Origin of the sequence: Reichenbachiella sp. (assembly GCF_039941815.1) — a bacterium.
Taxonomy (GTDB): domain Bacteria; phylum Bacteroidota; class Bacteroidia; order Cytophagales; family Cyclobacteriaceae; genus Reichenbachiella.
In genome coordinates this window covers 545,208-566,650 of the sequence record NZ_JBDVDW010000065.1, presented here as the reverse complement: position 1 = coordinate 566,650, position 21,443 = coordinate 545,208, and the positions used below count along the sequence as shown (strand labels likewise).

The window sequence follows — 21,443 nt, the reverse complement described above, 5'->3', positions numbered from 1 at the left end:
TTTTTTTGCGCTCCATATGAACGTCATCGCGAATAATCAGATCACGATGACGTCATAGGCAATTTTGGGTTGCTTAATCAAAGAGCGTATTGATTTTTAGCGATCAAGTGATCGGCAACTTCTCTACGGAGCTGCTTGATGTTTACAGGATTCAACTTCGTGAATCTTTTCAGTCCCATCAACATTACTTTTTGCTCGTCTCCAGTGGTGAAGGATGCGATGGCATCTTTACCCGCTTTATTTATTTTTTCTACGGCCTCATAGAGATACACTTTGGCAGCATTGACTTGCATTTTAGTGGCTTCTTCTCCATTCATGCTGATCAATTTCTCTGCTCTCAATAGTGCTGATTCAGCCGCGTAGATTTCGATCATCATGTCCGCCGCGTTCATCATTATTTCTTGCTCTTCTTCCAGCTTAGGGCCAAATGTCTGTGCAGCCTTGCCAGCTACCATGAGTACCGCTTTCTTCAATTTCTTCAGTACATCCTTTTCTTCAGCGAAAGGTTTAGAAAAATCTGGCACCTCGAATGATGGCACGGATACCAATTCCTTGGCCACAGCCATGGCAGGTTCCATGATGTTCAATTCACCTTTCATGGCTCTCTTCATGATCATTCCCACCATCAACATTCTGTTGATCTCGTTTGTGCCCTCATAGATTCTCGTGATTCGTGCGTCGCGGTAGGCTCTAGCCATAGGTGCCTCTTCTGAAAATCCCATGCCGCCGTATACTTGTACACCTTGATCTACCACATAATCCAGAACTTCTGATCCGTGGATCTTGATGATGGCACATTCAATTGCAAACTGCTCAAAGCTTTTCAATTTGGCTTCAGCCGGCTCTGTACCTCTCCCGATCAGGTCACTGATTTTGTCATCTATATTCTGACCTGCTCTGTAAGCTGCTGACTCCGTAACCCAGGTTTGAATCGCCATTTCTGCTAATTTGTGCTTGATTGCACCAAAGCTGGAAATAGGTGTGTTGAATTGTTTTCTCTCGTTGGCGTAGTTCGTAGATTGTGAAATGACTTCTTTGCATCCACCAATCACACCGGCGCCCAACTTGATTCTTCCAATATTTAGAATGTTTACTGCTATTTTGAAACCGTTTTCACGATCAGAAAGCATATTTTCAACAGGCACCTTACAGTCGTTGAAGAAGATTTGACGTGTGGATGAACCTTTGATTCCAAGCTTCACCTCTTCATCGTTCATCGTGATTCCACCATAAGTTTTTTCTACCAAAAAGGCAGTCAGTTTTTTATCATCGTCGATTTTAGCAAAGACGATCAGCAAATCAGCAAATCCGCCATTGGAGATCCACATTTTTTGTCCGGTGATCAAATAGTGTTTGCCATCTTCGGTCAGTACAGCCTTAGTTTTTCCAGAATTGGCATCAGAGCCCGCATCTGGTTCTGTCAGGCAGTAACATGACTTCCATTCACCACTTGCTAATTTCGGTAAGTATGTTTTTTTCTGATCCTCATTGCCATAGTAAAGAATTGGCAAAGTACCGATGCCCGTGTGGGCACCGTAAGCAGTAGAAAACGAACCAGTAGCACCGATCTCATCAGCGATCAGCATAGAGGTGTTGAAGTTCATCCCCAATCCGCCATATTCTTCTGGAATAGATACACCTAAAAGACCCAGTTCGCCAGCTTTTTCCATCATAGATGGCATTAGACCTTCTTCCTGCTTCTCAATTTTTTCAATGTTAGGATTGATTTCTTTTTGAATGAAATCCTGAGTGGCCTCAGCCATCATTTTTTGCTCTTCCGAGAATTCTTCGCGAATGAAGATATCCTCAGGCTGTGATTCTTTGATTAGGAACTCTCCTCCTCGAATCGATCGTTTTTCTGCTGTGGTTTCCATATTCTTGGTCTCTTTGTCTTTACGTAAGTCACTATTATTTTGTTATGCATGCATAACAAATTCAAATATATTAAAAAATGTTATGCACGCATAATAAAATTCGAATATGTTTTTGATTTTAGCTCTCAAATACAGCTTTTTTATTCTTTAAACTCAGATTCCAACCAAAATGCTCATCAACAGTGTCTAATAGTAAGAAGATTTCGAACTATAAGCCTGCTACCATGATCTATATTAAAGGATTATCAATGCTGATTGCGGTTATTCTATTACTCACTAATTGTAATGATGAGCAATCGATCGATCAAGACTTGACTGGCAGCTGGCTATTCAAAGAATCCTCAGGTAGCTTGCTTGGATATGTAGATGCTGATCCGGAACATCCAGAGCATTTGATTTTTACCCAAGACGGAAAAGTGCAAAAACTTCGGGATGGGGTAGTGTATTTTGAATACTTCTATCAGCTTATACCTGCAGGTGCCGAACTAGAGGTACAGTACAGGTACGACGAGAAAGATGATTTCATGCCGTTTCACAAAGCGACCATATCTCTGGATCAATTGATATTGACACCTTATTTGGGAGAAAATACCCATTGTGCGGATTGCCCGACTGAGGTCTATTCAAGAGTGATTTCGACAGAGTGATCGGAGTAAAATGGTGTGGTTACCATCCTGAAATGCCTCCATTTGTAATCCTATTTTATCCTTTGCTATAATTTCGAGTGGATACTAATCATCAATTGTGTTTCTTGATTGAACATTAAGATGTTTTACCAAAGGACCTCGCCATGATTAAGAACTATCTCAAAATAGCATTTCGAAATTTATTAAAACACAAGACCTTCAGCCTTATCAATATAATAGGACTAGCTGGAGGACTAACTTGTTGTCTCTTGATCTTTGTATTTGTCAGCGACGAATTGAACTATGATCGTTTTCAATCCAAAAAGGACAGGATCTATCGATTGCAGTACTTCATCAGCAATTTTAATATTGCGAGTGTCCCTCCGGTCTTTGCAGAGAATCTCAACGATTTTTTTCCCGAGGTAGAAAAAGCGACCCGATTATTTACCAGAAATGTAAGCGTCCAAATCGATGATCCCTCTGGCGAATTAAAGAAATTTGAGGAAGAGAATATTTTCTTTACGGACTCGTCTACTTTCGATATTTTCGATTTTGAATTTCTCGAGGGCTCTTCTCAAACTCCGCTACATGAACCATTCACCGCCATCATCACTGAGGAGCTAGGTCAAAAGTATTTTGGTAATGTATCGCCAGTTGGACAGGTGATCAAGATGGAAGGTAAGCCTTTCCGGATTTCTGCTGTTGTAAAATCTTATCCCAACCATTCTCATTTCCACTTTAGTATGTTGGTCCCATATACCAATATGTTCGATCTGGAGCCAGAGCCCCTGGGTACGGCCTTGCGGCAAAACTTCAAACTCAACTGGATGGTATCTCACTCTTACACCTATGTACTGCTAAAACAAGGAGCAGATCCTGAATCAGTGAACAGCAGATTTCCAGATTTTGTGGCAAAGAAAATTCCAGAGAACATGCAGAAGGGGCAGTCTTTCAAAATCCAACCGCTTTTGGATATTCATTTGGACGATGAGGTGGCAGCACAAGTAGAACCGCCCGGGAGTCGGGTATTTTTGTTTGTATTCATGGCGATCGGGGCACTTACGTTGCTCATCGCCTGTATCAATTTTGTGAATCTATCTACTGCTCGATCCTTGCAGCGTACTAAAGAAATAGGTATGCGAAAAGTGATGGGGGCCTGGCGATCCAGTCTTATCGCTCAGTTTCTTGGAGAGTCGTTCGTCACCGCCGGTGTGGCCGCTCTGGTTGCCTTCGTCGCTTCGATATTGCTTTTGCCCCTGCTCAATGAGGTGACGGGCAAACAGCTCGAATATGCGGCATTATTTGATCCTTTGATTTTGATGGGCTATGCCGGATTGTTTATAGTGACAAGCTTGCTTGCCGGACTATATCCTGCATTTTTTGCAACGCGCATTTCTCCCATCTATAGCCTAAAGGGGCTCAGTGGTGAAAACGTACGAGGAGGGCTATCGTTTAGAAAAGGACTAATCGTTATTCAGTTTGCCATCTCCATATTGTTGATTTCCGGGACGCTGATTGTATATGATCAGTTGAGCTACTTACAGAACAAACCACTTGGACTTAATAAGGACTATATGGTGACGGTCCCTGTATTGAGTCAAAATTTCAATAATGTATTTGGAGCAGTCAATCAGGAGAAACGCAAAGCAATGGATGCTTTTGAGGTCGAACTGGAGCGATTGCCTGGCATCCAGGCCAGCACACTCTCTGCCGGAATCCCAGGCAGCGGAGCCGCACATCGTAATGTGATTCCAGAGGGATTTACCATAGAGGATCATCTGCTGGCACCAGTCCTATCTGTGGATTATGACTTTATCGAAACGTATGGCATTGAACTGCTTACGGGGAGAGATTTTTCAAAGGAGTATGAAACTGATCCTCAGGCTGCTTTTGTCATCAACAAAACTGCGGTAGAGACTTATAATTTCGGGTCTCCACAAGAGGCTCTTGGGAAAACAATCAATATGGAAGGCAAAATTGGAAAAGTAATTGGAGTGACCAAGGACTTTAATTTTATGTCTCTGTCTCAGGAAATGGGCCCCATGATATTGGATATTCGTGTGCCAGCATTTACTCATTTCTCTTTCAAAATCAACAATCAAAATATTTCTCAGACCTTAGCCTCATTGGAAGAGATTTGGAACAAGCATTTTCCAACGGAAACTTTTGATGCACAATTTTTGGATGAACTCATGGCACAGAATTATGGTGAGCAGGAGCAGCTGGGCAAGCTAATTTCAAACTTCTCCATTTTGGCCATATTGATTTCTTGTTTGGGCTCTTATGGAATGATCCTATTCCTGGCAAGCCAGAAAATGAAAGAGGTGGGTATTCGAAAGGTGCTCGGCGCATCGGTTTCTGGGCTGGTTTTACTGCTGTCTCAGCGATTTGTACTGCTCGCACTAGTTGCGATGGTGATGGCAATCCCAGCCGCACATTATTTAGCTACTTCATGGTTGGATGAGTTTGCCTACCGAGTAGAAATATCTTATTGGAACTTTGCCATCGCCAGCTTGGTCACTCTGGCGCTGGTGCTGATCACGATCAGCTTTCAGTCCATCAAGACGGCTACAGCCAATCCTGTAAAGTCATTACGCCAAGAGTAGTCATTACCTATGTTTTTAGAAAGCCCCTGTTTTGGTTTATACGTCAAAGCAGGGGCTTTTTATTGGTAGTTGGAAAGGACTTGATTAGTGTCAAACCGTTGTTCATCATCTATCTACCTGAAAACAGGTAGTTTAATATCAGGTTTTTAGGGGTTTTATGAAGGATTAATTCTAAGGAGATTTGAGTAAACCTAAACACTAGTCATGTCCAGATATCCATTTGAAGAGAAGGCATTCGATAAAATCCAATTCGATCTACCCGCCAATCTACTGGAGCTCAACAGTCGACTCAACACTAGCGCAAGAGATTTGGGGCAAAGTAACATTGACTATAAGATTACTTCGTTGCTCACGGTTTTTTGTGGTAATATCGAGTGGTATGTCAATCGCATTAGGAAGGAGAAATATTGGCTCAGAACTTATAATTTTACGACTATTGCCCTCATTGTATTATTACCGTTTCTTATTTTATATTTTACTCATTTCATTGAAGCTATTGGAGAAAAAATAGAATGGGAGTCCTTGACTAAGGCGAGTAAGCAGCGGGATTCTTTAGAATACTATTCCGCGCTCATCATTGCCATATTCACTTCACTACTTGGGCTGCACAAGGTATTTACCTCATGGTTGTCCAAGCGACAATTATTGAGCATTTTTCATGAAGCGTCTTCAGAGCTAAAGTCCAAATTTTACGCCTTTGAAGATGAGTGGAACAGCAAGGATTTGTATACTGATGCGGTCGGAAATACGGTGCTGCCAGATTTCGACGAAGCAGTCGAAAAAGCGATCACCGAAGGTCGGGCGATCGCAAATGCAGAAAGGCTAAAGTATTATGAAGCAATACAAAACCCTGGCATGGACTTGTCTAGCATCTTATCCAATTCTTTTACTCAGGCTTCGGCTTTGATGAAAAACTTCCAAAGCAAACGATTTGTGAGAATGTTGGAAGACACGGAGTCACATCAAAAAAACCTTGCTGAAATCAAGGCACTTGAGGCAAAACTTAATTTACTTAGAGAATGGATGACTATGGTAGATGCCGATTTGGTTCGCATACCTGGTGACCGGGTGCTCACTCAACGCAAAGACGATTTAAGAAAACAAATGGATGCAGTAGAGCTAGCATTGATCCAAAAAAAGGTGGTAAATAATTAAAAAAAAGACCAATTGACAAACCAATTATTAACTAAACACTAAAGACTATGGCAAAAGTTACGATCAGATTAGAGTCATCAGCTGATTTCAATATCGTAAGAATCGATGATGTAGAGGTGATGAGGGCTCCCGGTACAAGAGATGTAGAACTCGAACCAGGAAATCATGTACTCACTTGGCAGATTAAAGGTCAACAGGGAGATAAGTATACGCTGGAGATCACTGCTCCAGAATCTGCCGAATTTACTCGTAAGGCAACTTTGGACAGTTTCGCTATTGATTTTGGATTTCACTCATTTGAGCTATGAAAAAGACACTAATAATATTTAGCATGTGCCTCTTATCATCTTTTGGATATGCACAAGAAAAGTTACTTATCACACAGACTGGAGAGACACTTACTGTAGAAGACTTAGACGAAGTGGCTTTTGTTCCGTCAGGTGTCTCGCAAGTTTCTAACCCTGTATCGAAAATCAATTTGACCTCAACTATTGGTGAAACTTTGGCTGCTGCCAACATTGGGTTTCAATTTGGAAAGCTCGGACTCTGGTCTGGCAATGTTGAGATTGCTAGCCCAACGGCCTCTTCTGGAAATACCAACCCAATTGGATTAGATGGATTGGCGAGTGATGGTAAGATTACTCTTGGTCTTCAGTTCAAAAACTGGAAGGCTTTGACCACCAATGAAATCATTGGTGCGCTTACCGGGTATAAAGATAAAGATGGAAAACAGGTCACCTCATTTGTAGAAATAGCGAGTGATGATGATAAAAGAAAGATATTGAATAAACTCAAACAAGAAGGAAAGTTAAAAAGTCCTTGGTTCGTAGGAGGTACGTTTACTATCAATCAACAGGATTTTAAATACGCTACGGATAACACATTATCTACAATCATGTCGGAAGATGAGATCACAGTTAACTTCTCATTATACGGAGGTTTTTATGTTGGAAAGAACATAAACTCTCTAATGCGGGCTATTGTACTACGAAAAAACTCGTTTAATGCAAATCCCACAAACGATTATTTCACCCCATTTAATGGAGGCCCAACTTTGATTAAGCAAAGCCTATCTATAGGAGCGCCTAGTGAATCAGAGGAGACAGAAATAAGCGTCGAAAATGTAACTGCATGGGAGGGGGTAGGTATTAATCCAAGCGTAACCTACCTGGTGAACGCGGAGACCTGGTCTTTCAATCTACCCATTTATTTAATGACAGGTAAAAAAGGAGAGAAGGCTCTTGGCTTGAATGCAGGAGTTTATCTGAATTATCTCACGGATGCAGATGATCACTTTACCGCAGGACTATTTATTGGATCTAGCCTCTCAGATATTCTAAGACCTAAAAATTAACACCATGAAAAATCAAGACAAAAAAACAATCGCTAATCGCTTGAAAGGGATGCCTGAAAGTGATCTGGATGGCGTAATCGCCGAGACCTCCAAGCTGATCGAGAAAGGTTTTCTACCTCAAGATGTATTTCCAAAAGGCATCATCAATCCTGATACCGCAAAGATCAAATTTGTATTGGAGCCAGCTAAGCACAAAGAGCTGATCGACTATATCAATGAAAACCAGAACAATCCTTTTTACAGAGAATTTAGGGTGTTCCCGCTCGGTATCATCGTTCGAGATTTATACGAAACTCATATTACACTGGAAAGAGGAGGCTGGGCGTCAGGCGGGTAATATGAATTGCAATAGCCGAAAGATATTTCAGATCCATCCCACAGTGTACTGCAATTATACCTGCAGCCATTGTTACTCCTCCTCTTCGCCGGCGACTAAGGGTTCATTGGATGTAGGACTGGTACTTCAGGCTATGTCCGATGCGGTTGATCTCGGTTATACCACACTTTCGGTCTCTGGCGGTGAGCCTATGTTATACCCGGACTTGCAAGAGATACTTCTTGAAGCCAAGGCACTTGGAATGAGCACCTCTGTCATTACCAATGGTTCGTTTCCCGAATCCGCATATGCGAAGTTGGAAGGGCTGGTGGATGTCATCGGGGTGAGCCTGGACGGAAACAAAGACTTGCACAACCGCATCCGTCAAAACATAACCGCTTTTGACAAGGTGGATCGGTTTTTAGATTTCTCATCCAAATATTTTTCGGCGACTGGTATCGCCTATTCTTTGTCTGATCCATCTTGGGAAGATTTGCCTGAGATGCTTGATTATGCAGATTCGAAAAAGGTAACTCTATTTCAGGTTCAACCGATAGAAAGCTTCGGACGTGCGCGAGACAAGGGGTGCGTAGCATTGGCTTCAGCCAATTTGAAGCGAGCATTTATTTTCGTTAATACCGTTAGATGTGAATACCCATTTTCCATTCAAATGAATGTGTTCGACAAGGCATCAGCCATTCAAACACTGGTGCGCACGGATACCACTGAACCGGCCGCTGATTGTATCGACTTACTCGTCATGGATGAGAAGGGTCGAATCTTGCCCTACAACTATGGATTTGATGAGCGGTGGATGGTAGCCGACTTACGAAAAATCAGCTTGAAAGAAGGCTGGGAAAGATTTAGATTGGATAAACTGCCCGCATTTGGGAGCTGGTGCAAAGATTCAGTAGATTTTACGAGTGGAATGATTTTTACTCCGAGTGAACCTTTTTTCAACAGGAGTCAGAAAAAACTTTCACTCGTCGAAGATTGAAATGTCTAAAACAAAGAAGAAGACAAAGAAGATGAGATGGTTTAATCGTATTTGCGTGATCTTCAATAAATTATTAAGACGATCACCAAAAATCAATTGCATGCCGGACAACCAAAACAATATCGCTTTTTTGCCAGGGTACGACGTCTTATCTGTCCATGAGGACCTGGCAAGTTTTAATAATGATGAGTTTGAGAATTTTGATTTTGCTTCCAATCAAAGAATCGATTGGGGTTTGCAAAGACATCTGATTCCGGAGCTTTGGGGTATTACGAAAGGTGAAGGCATCAAAGTGGCAGTATTAGATACTGGTGTGGCACCGCATGAGGATTTAGGCAATGATATCGTACAGAAGGATTTTACAGGTGAAGAAGGAATCAAAGATGGCCATGGCACCTTGGTGGCTGGCATAATCGGAGCCCGAGACAACGAAATAGGAATTGTAGGAGTAGCTCCAAAATGTGAGCTTTATAGCGCCAAGGTGTTGAAAAACAATGGAGATGATAAGGTAGAGCCAATTATAAAAGGGTTGAAATGGGCTATAGATGAAGTGGGAGTTGATATCATATCTATGAGTTTGCACATAGCCGGATATAGCCAGGAAATGCATGATTTGATCAAGAGAGCTAACGATGAAGGTAAATTTGTTATTTGTGCGGCAGGCAATAAAGGGTCCGCACTTAATGCGTTGAACTACCCTGCCAAGTATGATGAGACCATTGCTGTAGGTTCGATTGCCAACAATTTTCAAATGGCTTATAGCTCTTCTGAGGGAGTAGAACTAGATGTGGTGGCACCTGGTATTGATATTTGTTCCACTGACCTGGATCAAAACTATTCATTAGTGCAGGGGACTTCTTTTGCTACTCCTTTTGTAAGTGGAGTGGTCGCACTGATGCTTGCCAAGCATAGAATGTATGAAAGCCATTCAGATGTCACCAATGCCCAACAATTGAAGGAACATTTGAGAAGAACTTCAATCGATGTTGGGCCATGCGGTTTTGATCGTAGATCTGGTTTTGGTTTGATCAATCCTAAGTCACTCGTCATGAGAACTATGTTAAGAGACTAACTTAAAAATAATAATCAATCAATAAACAAAATGACCATGGAAATACACAAAGCCTACGTACATGTGCATCGTGCAGCCGGGGGCAAACTTAAATTGAGCTTCTTGATTGGGTTAAATTCCAATGAAACCGTTTCTCTCTTGGCAGCGACAGGAGAATACCCAACGCAGCCACCTGGTGCCGGACAAAAACTGAGAACACGCTATTTTATACTTAAAATAGAGGAGAATGGAGGAGGATCCAATGACCACCCGGTACATCTGGAGTCAAGCTGGTTTAATCCAGAGGACACGGAGAAATTTTATGAAGTGGTAGTACAAAAACCGACCGGACCAGACCCGGATGGTGGAGGATCGGGTAGCTACAATAATCCACCTTGATATCACAATGCTGCTGAAAGGTATTCTTTTGTACATATTTTGTATCTTTTCAAAATATGTACAAATTTCTTCTGACCGTATTATTGGTACTGCCTTTTAGTGCATTTTGCTTATTTCAGCATGAGGTCAATGAGGCTGAACTGATCAACGACAAAAGTTCGCTAGACAGTGCAGAATTGAGTCGACGGTATGCTCTGCTTGACTCCTTACTGGAGGTGGGTGATGAGCAAGCAATTCTGACGGGTGTGCTTGAGGTCTCGTATTTTTTTCGAGACCATCAGGAGAATACTGCGAGGATTACATTTCTAATCCATCGGATAGACCGTCTGAAAAGTGAATTGTCAGAAACAAGCCTATCCTTGATTTATGATGAGTTGGGTGAGGCTCATAGAATAAAGGGAGATCATGCGCTGGCACTGGATTGGTTGCTAAAAAGTCTTAAGATGAGGGAGAAAAACCGTTCAGACTCGCTGCTGACTGCTTCCTACCGCAGAATCGGTGTGTTGTACGGCTTTCAGAAAAATGATTCTCTCTCTCGAGTGTATTTTCAAAAACAGTTTTCAAAAGCCAGGGAACTAGGACAACAGAAAGAAATCCACTCAGCACTGATTAATCTGGGCGTTGCGAGTACGAGCCTCGGGGAGAATGAAAAGGCATTGGAATACTTATATGAAGCGCTGAAATTGAATCTGGCCTATAAGTATGAAGAGTATAGCCTTGCCGACATATTCCACAACATAGGCTGGGCCTATGACAAAGCAGGTCAGTTGGATTCTTCTATATTCTTTTATAGAAAGTCTTTGGACATTAAGAATGAGATAAAGGCGAAAAATAGAGCGATTACGCATAACAATCTGGGATATGTATACTATCAACAGTCGGCATTGGATAGTGCACTTTCAGAACTGATACTTGCGGAGCAATTGGCAATGAAGAATGCAGAGCGAAAATTGCTCCATCAGGTATATGCTAACATTACGAATACTTATGAAAAGATGGAAAAGTATAAACCAGCTTTTACCTACTTCAATAAGTATGATACTTTAGGATTGAAACTATTCAACGAAGCTAAATCTAGACAAATCACAGAATTACAAACGAAATACGAAACAGAAAAAAAAGACAAAGAACTCCAGCTCAGGCAATCTAAAATTGATTTAACGACAGCAGAAAGAGATACACTTATGTATACATTATTGGTAGGACTTGTTTTGACACTGGTAATTATTGTTATTTATAACCAACGCCAGAGAATCAACCGACGACTCAGAAGAAAAGAACAACAATTGCACGAACAGGAAGTGAATAAACTGATGCAGAGCCAGGAACTCAAATCAATCAACGCCATGCTTGAGGGCGAAGAAAAAGAACGCAAGCGGATTGCTGAAGACTTACACGATCGGGTAGGGAGTATGCTATCTGCCATGAAGCTACAAGTAGATACTGCGGATCAGAAGATGACTAACCTATTGGATGAAACAGCCGATGAGGTAAGAAGAATATCACACAACCTTGAAACCCGAGTGCTCAATCGATTTGGCCTGATTGCAGCTTTGGATGACTTATCAGAAAAAATATCGAGTTCCAAACGGGTGAGCTTTGAGCTGCAACATTTGGACTTGGATGAGCGTCTGGACAGTAAAATAGAAATCAATGCCTATCGCATTGTTCAGGAGTTGATCAGTAATGCACTCAAGCATTCACAGGCGACAGAAATAACCGCTCAGGTGAATCGAGTGGACAGCCTGTTAATCATTATGGTGGAAGACAACGGGGTAGGTTTTGATAGCCAACTGGCAAAACAAACGGATGGAATGGGCTTAAAGAATGTCAAATCACGGGTAAACGAGCTGGATGGAAATTTTAATATAGACTCAGGTAGAAGACAAGGAACAATCGTAACTGTAGAATTACCATTATGACGCATCAAATACTAATAGTAGAGGATCACCAAGTGGTCAAAGAAGGTTTGAAATTGATACTCGAAGCAGAGGAGCCACTGGAAGTAGCTGGCGCTTTGCATGATGGCAATGAGGTCATGACGTTTCTCGAAGATCATCCGGTAGATCTGGTACTTTTGGACATCAATTTGCCAAACATAGATGGCATCACGTTGACTACTCAAATCAAAGATAGATTTCCAAAAATTAAGGTACTCATCCTGACATTTTATAAAAAGGCCGCATTTATACAAGAGGTAGCACAGTCAGGAGCGGAGGGCTATGTACTCAAAAACTCACCTAAAGAGGAGGTGATCTCTGCGATTTACAAAGTACTCGACGGGGGAAGTTATTTCTCGAAAGAGGTGACTAACGTCTTGCTGAGCAGTATGCGCAAGCAAGGAACAGAGCACGTCACCAAGTTGACCAAGCGAGAGATCGAGGTGATGATCTTACTCGCAACGGCCTATACGGTAAATGAGGTCGCCGAAAAGCTTTTCATCAGTGCCCATACGGCTGAGACTCACAGGAAAAACATAATGGCCAAGCTTCGTTTCAAAAATAAAGCAGAGCTGACGCTATATGCTAAAGAAAATGGCTATCTGGACCTTCCTGGTAGGGCATTCTAATTTCTGCGGATGATTAATTGCCTTCCGGTATTGTGCAGGAGTAGTGCCAGCTACTTTTTTGAAAGCCGAGTAAGCCACAGATGGAGATTGAAATCCCGATTCTTCCATGAGTACATACAGCTTATAGTTGGCGGCTTGAGGTGATTTTAATTTTTCCATTAAGGCCTCCACTCGATACCTGTTTACAAAATCGAAGAAATTTTGATCCATCGCTTGATTCAAGGTTTGCGATACCACCCTGCCAGAGAGTTTGGCTTGATCGGCTAAATCAGAGAGAGTTAGTTTAGGATTTAGATATAAACATTGTTCGACCATGACCTGTTCGATTTTTTTCTTGTGTCCCTGCAGATCCTCATTGGATAAGTTGGAAGAAGAATAGCTTGGTAGCTGAATGAAAATTTCTGGGTGTCTGAAGATTTTGAATCCAAGATAGCAAGTGATTATGGCAAACATCAAGGTGAGGTTTAGGCTGATAATGTCCTCAACTTCCTGTATGGAAACGGAATAAACATAAAACGCCATTCTAAGTGCAAGTGTGATAAGTAGGAGCATCAAGACTATTTTTACCCACCCGATTCCGTGCTTCTCAAGATTGGAAAAATTCTCTTTGGTACTGCGCTCATAAGAAGTCACCGCAGAGTATGAAACAGAAATATACACTAACCACTGAGTCACGAAGGTCAGGAACGCCACGTTGTTTACCAACTCAACACCATTGATTTCTGGAAACAGGTAATATAAAATCTGCAGAGTCAGATAAACACCAAAAGGGAGATAATGAATGGCAATTCTTGAATTTGAAAGGGTAGAGGTTCTGAGCTTAATAAACAAGTATATGGACGGCCCCATAGTCAGCAATACCGAGTTGGAGATATCCTGGAAAAAATTAAGCTTATCGATATAATGTGACAGTCGGATAAGAGTATTGAATGTGGTAATGGAAAATGCCAACAGAAGAATGACAAGAATTCTATTGGAAAGCTTGTAGATCGTATTCTGAAACCACAGAATGAGACTGATAAAAACACTCAAACCAAAGAAGATGGCATTGAGCAAAAGGGTCAGATCATGAATAACTACCATACTACAATATCCCTGTTTTTATTTTCTCCGAATACATGTATTCAAATATCTCCGATTGCAATTTGCTATACATTTTTTAGTTATGCCCGTTGATTTGGGACAACATCAAAAATTCTATATTATGAAAGGTAAAATTTTAATTGGTCTTGTGGTACAAATCTTCTTTGTATGGTCATGCAGCGAAGACAACGAGAGTCAGACCAGCGTAATTACTGGAGCAGGAAATGAAATCTCAATGGATGGGATTTGGGAATCTGAATGCCTTGATTTCACTGACTTCAGACTTCGGGAGGATTTCGATTTCGATGGAGATAATCTGGTAATTACCATAGATAGGTCTTCTGCGGAGACCTGTGATCAGATAGATGACACCGAAAAGGTAACCATCACCTTTCGGGTCGTGGGCACTATTGAGGTCCAACTCGACGGCGCCACAGTACTAGCTAACAAAATCTCGGGTACTCAAAAATCTGATGGCGATGGCTCTTCAAGCGAGTTCAAACAATCTTTCTACATAGACGAATCAGACGATACCTTGATATTGTATCACGGAGTGTTTGAAGATGACGGTGGCATGGTTTCCTCTGATGGCTATCCGTTGGAATTGCATCCATTTGCCATCAGCAAGCGATAGCTCATTTTTTCAGTTTGTCTGCAAATACGGTTCTAAATTTTTCAACCTTTGGGCGGATCACAAAATTGCAATATGGTTGTGATCCGTTTAAGTTGAAATATTCCTGATGATAGTTTTCAGCAGGGTAGAAGGTGACTGCTTCGGTGATTTCTGTTACAATTGGATCACTCCAGGGACCTGACTCGTCCAGCTTTTTTTTATAGTCCGTTGCTATTTCCTTTTGTTCATCACTATGATAGAAAACCGCCGATCGATACTGAGTACCCACGTCGTTGCCTTGTCTATTTAGTGTGGTGGGATCATGTGTCTTCCAGAATACTTCCAGTAGCTCCTCGAAAGTAATTTTACTTGGATTATAGCTGATCTGGAGCACCTCTGCATGACCTGTAGTACCTGTGCAAATTTCCTTATAGGTTGGATTTTCAACTTCTCCACCCATATAGCCGGATACTGCTTTTGACACACCCTTTAATTCTTGAAAAATGGCCTCTGTACACCAGAAGCAGCCGTTACCGAAAGTTGCGATTTCCATGTTCTAATCTTGTGTAATTCTTCCTGGAGCAAATATTAGAAATTTATTGAATAATAGAATACGTCTCTACGATTTGATAGTTGGAGAATTTGAAACTAAACAGGCCTAATCAGAAATAAGTTTGATGGCTAACGATAGCTGGCATGAAAATTTTTACCTATCCAACCACTCCTTGAATAGAGTCACTCGTTCGCGGGAGACGATCAAATCGTCAGCATTAAAGTGATTGAGTTCAAGCTTAAGTCTGCTATTGGAATACGTGATAATGTCCTTGATGCTATCTATATGGACAATATGCTTTCTATTGACTCTGAAGAATATTTTCGGATCGATTGAACTTTCCACTTGATCAAGGGTGAAGTCTATGATAAATTTTTTGCCGTCGTTGGCGAGTATATAAGTAGCCTTGTCTTGACTTAAAAACAGCTCAACATTTGTAGTCATCACCGATTTTAGGTGTTCACCAACCTTGATTACAAATCTTTCCTTGTAGGACACGTTCTGCTGTTGCAGCATATTGATCAGTGCCTTCGTATCCAGGCTTGATTCTTTCTGAGACTGATTCTTGAATTTATCTAATGCCTGTTGCAGATCCTCTTTCACCATGGGCTTGAGTAAATAATCCACACTATTTACTTTGAAAGCCTGAATCGCATATTGGTCATATGCAGTGGTGAATATAATAGGGCACTTTACATCCGCCTGATCAAATATTTCAAAACTGAGTCCATCAGCCAATTGAATATCAAAAAAGGCTAAATCTGGAGCAGCGTGATTTTCAAACCACTGTACTGTGGATTTGACAGAGTCAAGATGTTGGACTATTTGGATATTCGAATCCAGCTCGCCCAACAACTGAACTAAGCGATCTGCGGCGATGCCTTCGTCTTCTACTATGAGTACGTTCATGATTCGAAGGTAAGAATGGGAACAGATACGATAAAGGTAGAAGGGGACTCCGTGACTTCTACTTTTTTGGCAGACAACATATCATATCTGGCTATGATATTGTTGAGGCCAAGACCACTGGAGTCTTGTTTGGCTGTCTTGATAGGGTTGATATTGTTTTGTACGACAATGGTATCATCAATTCGCTCTATTTCAATCCTCAGATTATTTTGCATCGAAATCTCGTTGTGCTTGATACAGTTTTCAATGAGCATCTGTAGTGTCACCGGTGGAATGCTTTCCTCGGGACTAAAAGTATCCAACTCTCGGTAGATTACTTCCAGGTTGTCTCCAAAGCGAATCTTGTTGAGAAAGACAAACGATTTTAGAAACTCTACTTCTTCTTTGAGTGAGACTACCTCATCGTTTTGATGGTCCAGCACATATCTATACACCTCAGATAGTTTTTGAATAAACTGTACGGCCTTTCCCTGATCAGCATACACCAGAGAAGTCAGCGCATTCAGGCTGTTGAACAAAAAATGAGGGTTGACCTGACTTTTCAACGACTCGAATTTTGATCTTAAATTTTCGTTTTTCAGCCTTTCTATATCTATGGCGGCCTGTCGCCACTCCAGAAAAAAACCACGACCATGTCCCCAAAGGGAAATAATGACGGTAATGCCCATGGGTACGGCAATCAGACTCAATACGCCTCTATTCTCTAGTACGACTCCAAAGTCTATCCCCAGGACAAACTCTACATAGCAGAAGATCACCAGCAGCGAAGCCAGTGGTGAGTAGATCAGCATTCCAGCGGTTCCGATTACAGCTCTTTTGATAGGGTGCTCAAGCCAGGCCCATCGTCTGTCGATCAGATATATTATGATATTGTTGCCATTGGCAAGTAGCGTCCAAAACGAAAAAGAGACCATTAAGCTCTGAAAAAACTTTAGATACTCACCAGCCACCAATTCATCAAAGTCATAGATCAAAGAGATCAGCAACCCTCCTAAAAAAGGAATTGTGATCCAACTGTTTATTATCTCCTTGGGTCGATTTGAAATGCTACTGCAGTGTGTTGAGCTTGCCATGATTATTGTTGAATGTTGCAAAATAAAAGGATCGCTTGTCAATACAAACGATCCTCAATATTCTATTCTTCTGTTTCAGCTTTTGCAAGAGCAGCTTTGCACTGCTTCTGATACTGCTGAGCACTTGGCTGTCCCCAGCTAGGTGCAATACCCGTTTTAGATGATTCTGCGTCGAATAGAGCCGCAGATTTGTCTACCATCGCGCAGGCATCCTCTACACCAGTGCCAAAAAACTGAGCAGTGCCAAATAGCATTTGTGCCATGAATAGATTGGCTCTTGGGTTTTCTGGCTCCAGTTTCAGTGCCTTGCTAAAGTCCGCCATTATTTTTGGCGAGAGCGTCTGACCTCTGGTGCCCGGATCTACACCGATTTTTATCATATTGATGAATCCCTGTAGCGCAATGATTTCTGCATTGTTATCAGACTGCGCGGCCCCTTTGGCCAATGCGGTCAATGCCTGATCGAGTACCGCATCCTTAGCAGGCAGATCCGTGATTCTAAACGCTTTGAATACGTACGCCAAAGAGGCGTAGTAGTACGGTTCCCATTGGTCGACCTCGGCCTGACCTATGCGATCAAATTTATTGGCGATAGGGTCGAGGTCTGATGTAGATTCTGCCTGGAAGATACCCGGAATACTGCTTTCCATGGTTTGCAGATATTTTTTGTCCTGACCTTTTGCTATGCTTATGACAAATGCCAGTAGGATAAGAATGTTGATTGATTTCATGTTTTTTTGGTTATGATTATTTCACGTTGATTTCGATTTTCTTATTGCCTTTCAGGTCAAACTTGCTGTCTTCAAATTCGGCCGGTCCGAACATGCCCCTGGCGTCATTTGAAAACCCATAGGCCTCTGTCGGAATCCCGAAGGTACCAGTATCCATGTCTTCATTTCCATTCTCGTCATGGATTACAGCTACTCCGTAGGTGCCGTCGGCCAGGCCTGTGAACGTCACCGTCACAGCCTCCAGATTGTCGATGCTCACGACCTGGATATCTCCATTAGTTAGCCAGTTAGATTCTGAGTCAAACAAGGTGACTCGAAGAGTGCCTTCTGTGCTTTTCATATTTTTAATCACAACGGTTAGATCATTTTTCCCGTCAGCAGCTAGCATGGTCAATGTTGCGGCCACGATTCCCAAGCATGTTAAAATTGACTTTTTCATATCTCTTTATTTTGATTGATTATGGTTTTATAAATTTTCAAGATTGTTTTTGTTCTTGTCTTTAGTCAGCGTGATGAATATACCCACGAAGTAAAATCGCTTAGCAGGCTGCCCGACCGCCTGTGATCTATATAGACCATCAGCGTTGGGTTCGTCAGCATATTCATAGCTAAATACATTGTCTCTTCCCAGCAGATTGGATGCAGAGGCATACAGGATTATATTCGGTCTGTATAGGAAGGCAAAGTTGAAACTCAGGTCTGAGTAATGTTTTGTTTTACTTCCATTAAATTCTTCTTCGTTGGGATTGTTGTATGGACGGCCATTGTTGTAGCTAAATGAGGCGCCAACCTGCGTGCGGATATCTGAAATAAAATGCTTGTATACCACTGAGAAGTTGTGCCCCGCGGCAAACGATGGATTCGCCTGATAGGGATAGTCCCGAAAGTCCCTTTCCGTATCGATATAAGAATACGAAATCCAGTAGTCTACATTCTTGAAAGTCTTGCTGTCTCTCCAGAATAGATCTATCCCTCTGGCGTAGCCGTGGCCACTGTTATTGAAGAGAGTAGGATTGTAGGGATCATTGCCATCGAATTTGACCAAGCCATCATAGTTTTTGTAGTAGACCTCCGAGCGAAAAGTTCTGCCGTTGCTGATCCGCTGATAGCTCATCATATAGTGATCCGCCTGCTCAAAACTCATTTGCTGTGAGCGGAGCAAGAGATCACGTGTAGGCAACTGATGAAACTTTCCGTAAGCCCATGATAGTTGAGAATTGATTCCAGTCTTTAGCGCCATAGACAGACGAGGAGAGAGGGCGCTTTCGCTAAATATCGAATAGTGCGAGAGTCTCAGTCCAGCTCTGATCGTCAAGCTATTGGTGAGATAGTAGTCCGCCTCTGCAAAGCCTGCAGAAAGGTGGTTTGTATAGTCAGGTCTGAATTCTTCTGTGTCCTCAACCGCGGTGATTTCTTCATGTTTGGTACTGATCATCTCACCGCCGACCTTTACCGATACATTGTTGATATCCGAAGTAAAATATCCCTTGGTATGCGTGCTATTTTGTGTATCCTTCACATGAGCCTCATTAAAAATGATGTCACTAAAAGTGCGACCATAAGACGTGCCCAAATAGGCAGTACTATTTTTACCAATCGCTTTTTTGTAGCTAGCGTTGAGATAGAAATTATTATTTCCCAGATCCAAGTGGTCATCATCAGGCTGATTTACGCTAGGCTGGTTTACTACAAAGGCGCTATGGTCATAGTTGGCATATACCTTGAGCATATCGTTTTTGCTGAATTTCTGACGAAGCATAAAAGTGCCGCTTTGTGAAGTATAACCATCTTCCCAGTCATAAGTCTGCTCTATCAAGTTCATATACGGGTCAAGATTGGTGTATTGAAGTTGCCCATAGACAGAGCCATTCTCCCATTTTTGAGTATGAGACACATCCGTACCCACCGTCATCAATGAAATATCTGTTCTGGTCTCGTCAGCGATATCATTTGAGTTCAGCGACAATACAGACGACAACGCCTGCCCATATTCGGCCGAATATCCTCCAGTGCTGAAAAAAGTACCCTTAAATAGGAAAGGTGAGAATCGACTTCTGGAAGGTACGTTGTTTGGCGACGGTGTATAAAAGCTATGTACCAGCACACCATCAATAAAAGCCTGGGTCTCGAATTCAGTACCTCCACGGACAAAAAGACGACCAGTCTCCCCATTAGAAGTGGTGCCAGGTAGTTTGCTAAGTGCACCCGGTATATCTGCCAACGCTCCTGCAGTCATGGCAATATCCAACGGTTTGAGTACCACAGATTTTTTCTCGTCACTCGCCTCAAAGCTGCCAGCAGTGATTGTCACACCTGACAGCCTACTCACCTCTTCTTTGAGAGAGATGGTGAGCGTAAGAGAAGTGGACAGATTGACTTCAGTTTCATGCTTTTTGTATCCCACAAAACTGGCTACTAATACTTGTGAACCTTTTTCAGAAGTATCAAAAGAAAAATATCCGTTGATATCCGTTGTAGCTCCATCATAGGTGTCTTTTATAAAAACATTCACCCCTGGGAGCCCCTCCCCAGTGTGGTCCGTCACCCGGCCTTTGAGCGTAGTCGCCTCAGTCATTAGGCTGGCAGTGAGTAGTAGTGCGGTTAAAATTGACTTGATCATCTGAGTTTTTATTTTTTTGATAAATCAAAGCTCATAATTGATGACCTGATTAGGAATAATAAATCGGTAAGCCGGGGGATTAGGTAGATGAACTGTCGAATACAGGAGATGACTCGGTCAGGTCATTTGATTTGGTATCGGTAAAACCGGAATCAGGATAGGTATAGACATGCTCACTTCTGTCTTGCGTCTCATCTAAGCCAGAATTTATTTTCATTGAGGCATTTCCTCTCTTCGTTGTCCCAATAGGAGAGATATTTGACCTATCCTCTTTTTTGTCTTCCGTGACAGCTTCTGTTTCTATATCCAAAGATTTTGTCCGATTACTACCACTCATACGTCCCATTTGTTGACTTTCATGACTGATCTAGTGGATTTGACCATCGTAGTTTTACTTCAATAGATTTTTGGACCTTTTATTATATCATCATGAAAACTGAAAGATTAATTATCAAAATAATATACTATGTTAGATACATCCTTCTATTTACGGCATTGCTAATGATCCCATTCTTGGGCAAGTCGGAAGCTTCTTCTGAATTTATCAATTGGTTCAAAAGAAACCAGGTAAGACCTTCGCCTTCTAAAGTTTTCTACTTGTTGCATTTCCGCAGACTAAATAATAGAAAAATATCACGTAGGAAATATCCTAACACTTTTAGGTTGATCTCACACTACTGTCTTAGCTGTCTGACTTTTTCCAATTTGAAATATTATAAAACAATAGCCTAAAGAGATATACTCCAATCTACCTGCAACTTTAAGAGTACCACTTGCTGCCTGACTAGTCTATAAGGCCTAAGATTTTATCATACTATAAACGATAATGAAATGATTTTTGACAACCACTTTTTTCGAAGATCAAATACGAAAAAAACTAATTATCAAATTACAAAGGCTCCACTTGCATCACA

Annotated in this window: 21 protein-coding genes; 12 read left to right on the top strand and 9 right to left on the bottom strand. The window is 41.7% G+C overall.

Annotated features, from left to right (window positions below):
- Positions 1-77: 77 nt before the first annotated feature.
- The gene (locus ABJF11_RS19520; protein WP_348121903.1) at positions 78-1,874 is read right to left on the bottom strand and encodes an acyl-CoA dehydrogenase family protein; all 1,797 of its coding nucleotides are present in this window, start codon (positions 1,872-1,874) and stop codon (positions 78-80) included.
- Positions 1,875-2,098: 224 nt separating this feature from the next.
- Between ABJF11_RS19520 and ABJF11_RS19515 the strand changes: the two genes are divergently transcribed.
- The 11 genes from ABJF11_RS19515 to ABJF11_RS19465 all read left to right on the top strand — a co-directional run bounded on the left by ABJF11_RS19515 (position 2,099) and on the right by ABJF11_RS19465 (position 12,947).
- The gene (locus ABJF11_RS19515; RefSeq protein WP_348121901.1) at positions 2,099-2,521 is read left to right on the top strand and encodes a hypothetical protein; all 423 of its coding nucleotides are present in this window, start codon (positions 2,099-2,101) and stop codon (positions 2,519-2,521) included.
- A 143-nt stretch (positions 2,522-2,664) separates the two neighbouring features.
- Positions 2,665-5,106 carry an ABC transporter permease gene (locus ABJF11_RS19510; protein ID WP_348121899.1) on the top strand — a complete coding sequence of 814 codons (2,442 nt, stop codon included), beginning with the start codon at positions 2,665-2,667 and terminating at the stop codon, positions 5,104-5,106.
- Positions 5,107-5,310: 204 nt separating this feature from the next.
- Positions 5,311-6,261 carry a hypothetical protein gene (locus tag ABJF11_RS19505; RefSeq protein WP_348121897.1) on the top strand — a complete coding sequence of 317 codons (951 nt, stop codon included), beginning with the start codon at positions 5,311-5,313 and terminating at the stop codon, positions 6,259-6,261.
- Between the two features lie 47 nt (positions 6,262-6,308).
- Positions 6,309-6,569, top strand: a complete 261-nt coding sequence (locus ABJF11_RS19500; protein WP_348121896.1) for a hypothetical protein — start codon at positions 6,309-6,311, stop codon at positions 6,567-6,569.
- Complete coding sequence (locus ABJF11_RS19495; RefSeq protein WP_348121895.1) at positions 6,566-7,615, top strand: hypothetical protein; 1,050 nt, start codon at positions 6,566-6,568, stop codon at positions 7,613-7,615. The genes ABJF11_RS19500 and ABJF11_RS19495 overlap by 4 nt, the downstream gene beginning before the upstream one ends.
- A 4-nt stretch (positions 7,616-7,619) precedes the next feature.
- Positions 7,620-7,952 (top strand): hypothetical protein, encoded by a 333-nt coding sequence (locus ABJF11_RS19490; protein ID WP_348121894.1) that lies wholly within the window; start codon positions 7,620-7,622, stop codon positions 7,950-7,952.
- 43 nt (positions 7,953-7,995) lie between these two features.
- Complete coding sequence (locus ABJF11_RS19485; RefSeq protein ID WP_348121892.1) at positions 7,996-8,928, top strand: radical SAM protein; 933 nt, start codon at positions 7,996-7,998, stop codon at positions 8,926-8,928.
- A 100-nt stretch (positions 8,929-9,028) separates the two neighbouring features.
- Positions 9,029-10,000, top strand: a complete 972-nt coding sequence (locus ABJF11_RS19480; protein WP_348121890.1) for a S8 family peptidase — start codon at positions 9,029-9,031, stop codon at positions 9,998-10,000.
- A gap of 36 nt (positions 10,001-10,036) precedes the next feature.
- Positions 10,037-10,378, top strand: a complete 342-nt coding sequence (locus ABJF11_RS19475; RefSeq protein ID WP_348121888.1) for a hypothetical protein — start codon at positions 10,037-10,039, stop codon at positions 10,376-10,378.
- Between the two features lie 56 nt (positions 10,379-10,434).
- The gene (locus ABJF11_RS19470) at positions 10,435-12,300 is read left to right on the top strand and encodes a sensor histidine kinase (RefSeq protein ID WP_348121887.1); all 1,866 of its coding nucleotides are present in this window, start codon (positions 10,435-10,437) and stop codon (positions 12,298-12,300) included.
- Entirely contained in the window at positions 12,297-12,947 is a 651-nt protein-coding gene (locus tag ABJF11_RS19465) for a response regulator transcription factor (protein WP_348121885.1), read from the top strand. Before ABJF11_RS19470 ends, ABJF11_RS19465 begins: the two co-directional genes overlap by 4 nt.
- Here ABJF11_RS19465 and ABJF11_RS19460 read toward each other — a convergent pair.
- Positions 12,897-14,030, bottom strand: a complete 1,134-nt coding sequence (locus tag ABJF11_RS19460) for a helix-turn-helix domain-containing protein (RefSeq protein ID WP_348121884.1) — start codon at positions 14,028-14,030, stop codon at positions 12,897-12,899. The genes ABJF11_RS19465 and ABJF11_RS19460 overlap by 51 nt on opposite strands.
- A 121-nt stretch (positions 14,031-14,151) precedes the next feature.
- Between ABJF11_RS19460 and ABJF11_RS19455 the strand changes: the two genes are divergently transcribed.
- On the top strand, positions 14,152-14,664 hold the full coding sequence (locus ABJF11_RS19455; RefSeq protein WP_348121883.1) for a hypothetical protein: 513 nt from the start codon (positions 14,152-14,154) through the stop codon (positions 14,662-14,664).
- 1 nt (position 14,665) lies between these two features.
- On the opposite strand, the gene msrA is transcribed toward ABJF11_RS19455, so the two are convergent.
- The 7 genes from msrA to ABJF11_RS19420 form a co-directional block, all read right to left on the bottom strand.
- Complete coding sequence (msrA, locus tag ABJF11_RS19450) at positions 14,666-15,196, bottom strand: peptide-methionine (S)-S-oxide reductase MsrA (RefSeq protein ID WP_348121882.1); 531 nt, start codon at positions 15,194-15,196, stop codon at positions 14,666-14,668.
- A 153-nt stretch (positions 15,197-15,349) separates the two neighbouring features.
- Positions 15,350-16,105 carry a LytTR family DNA-binding domain-containing protein gene (locus ABJF11_RS19445; protein WP_348121881.1) on the bottom strand — a complete coding sequence of 252 codons (756 nt, stop codon included), beginning with the start codon at positions 16,103-16,105 and terminating at the stop codon, positions 15,350-15,352.
- On the bottom strand, positions 16,102-17,178 hold the full coding sequence (locus ABJF11_RS19440) for a histidine kinase (protein WP_348121880.1): 1,077 nt from the start codon (positions 17,176-17,178) through the stop codon (positions 16,102-16,104). The genes ABJF11_RS19445 and ABJF11_RS19440 overlap by 4 nt, the downstream gene beginning before the upstream one ends.
- Positions 17,179-17,240: 62 nt before the next feature.
- A complete protein-coding gene (locus ABJF11_RS19435) occupies positions 17,241-17,909 on the bottom strand; it encodes a hypothetical protein (RefSeq protein WP_348121878.1) in 669 nt (222 codons plus the stop codon).
- 16 nt (positions 17,910-17,925) lie between these two features.
- Entirely contained in the window at positions 17,926-18,348 is a 423-nt protein-coding gene (locus ABJF11_RS19430; protein WP_348121876.1) for a DUF2141 domain-containing protein, read from the bottom strand.
- 27 nt (positions 18,349-18,375) lie between these two features.
- Positions 18,376-20,529, bottom strand: a complete 2,154-nt coding sequence (locus ABJF11_RS19425) for a TonB-dependent receptor (RefSeq protein WP_348121874.1) — start codon at positions 20,527-20,529, stop codon at positions 18,376-18,378.
- Positions 20,530-20,608: 79 nt separating this feature from the next.
- Entirely contained in the window at positions 20,609-20,866 is a 258-nt protein-coding gene (locus tag ABJF11_RS19420) for a hypothetical protein (protein WP_348121873.1), read from the bottom strand.
- Positions 20,867-21,443 lie beyond the last annotated feature (577 nt).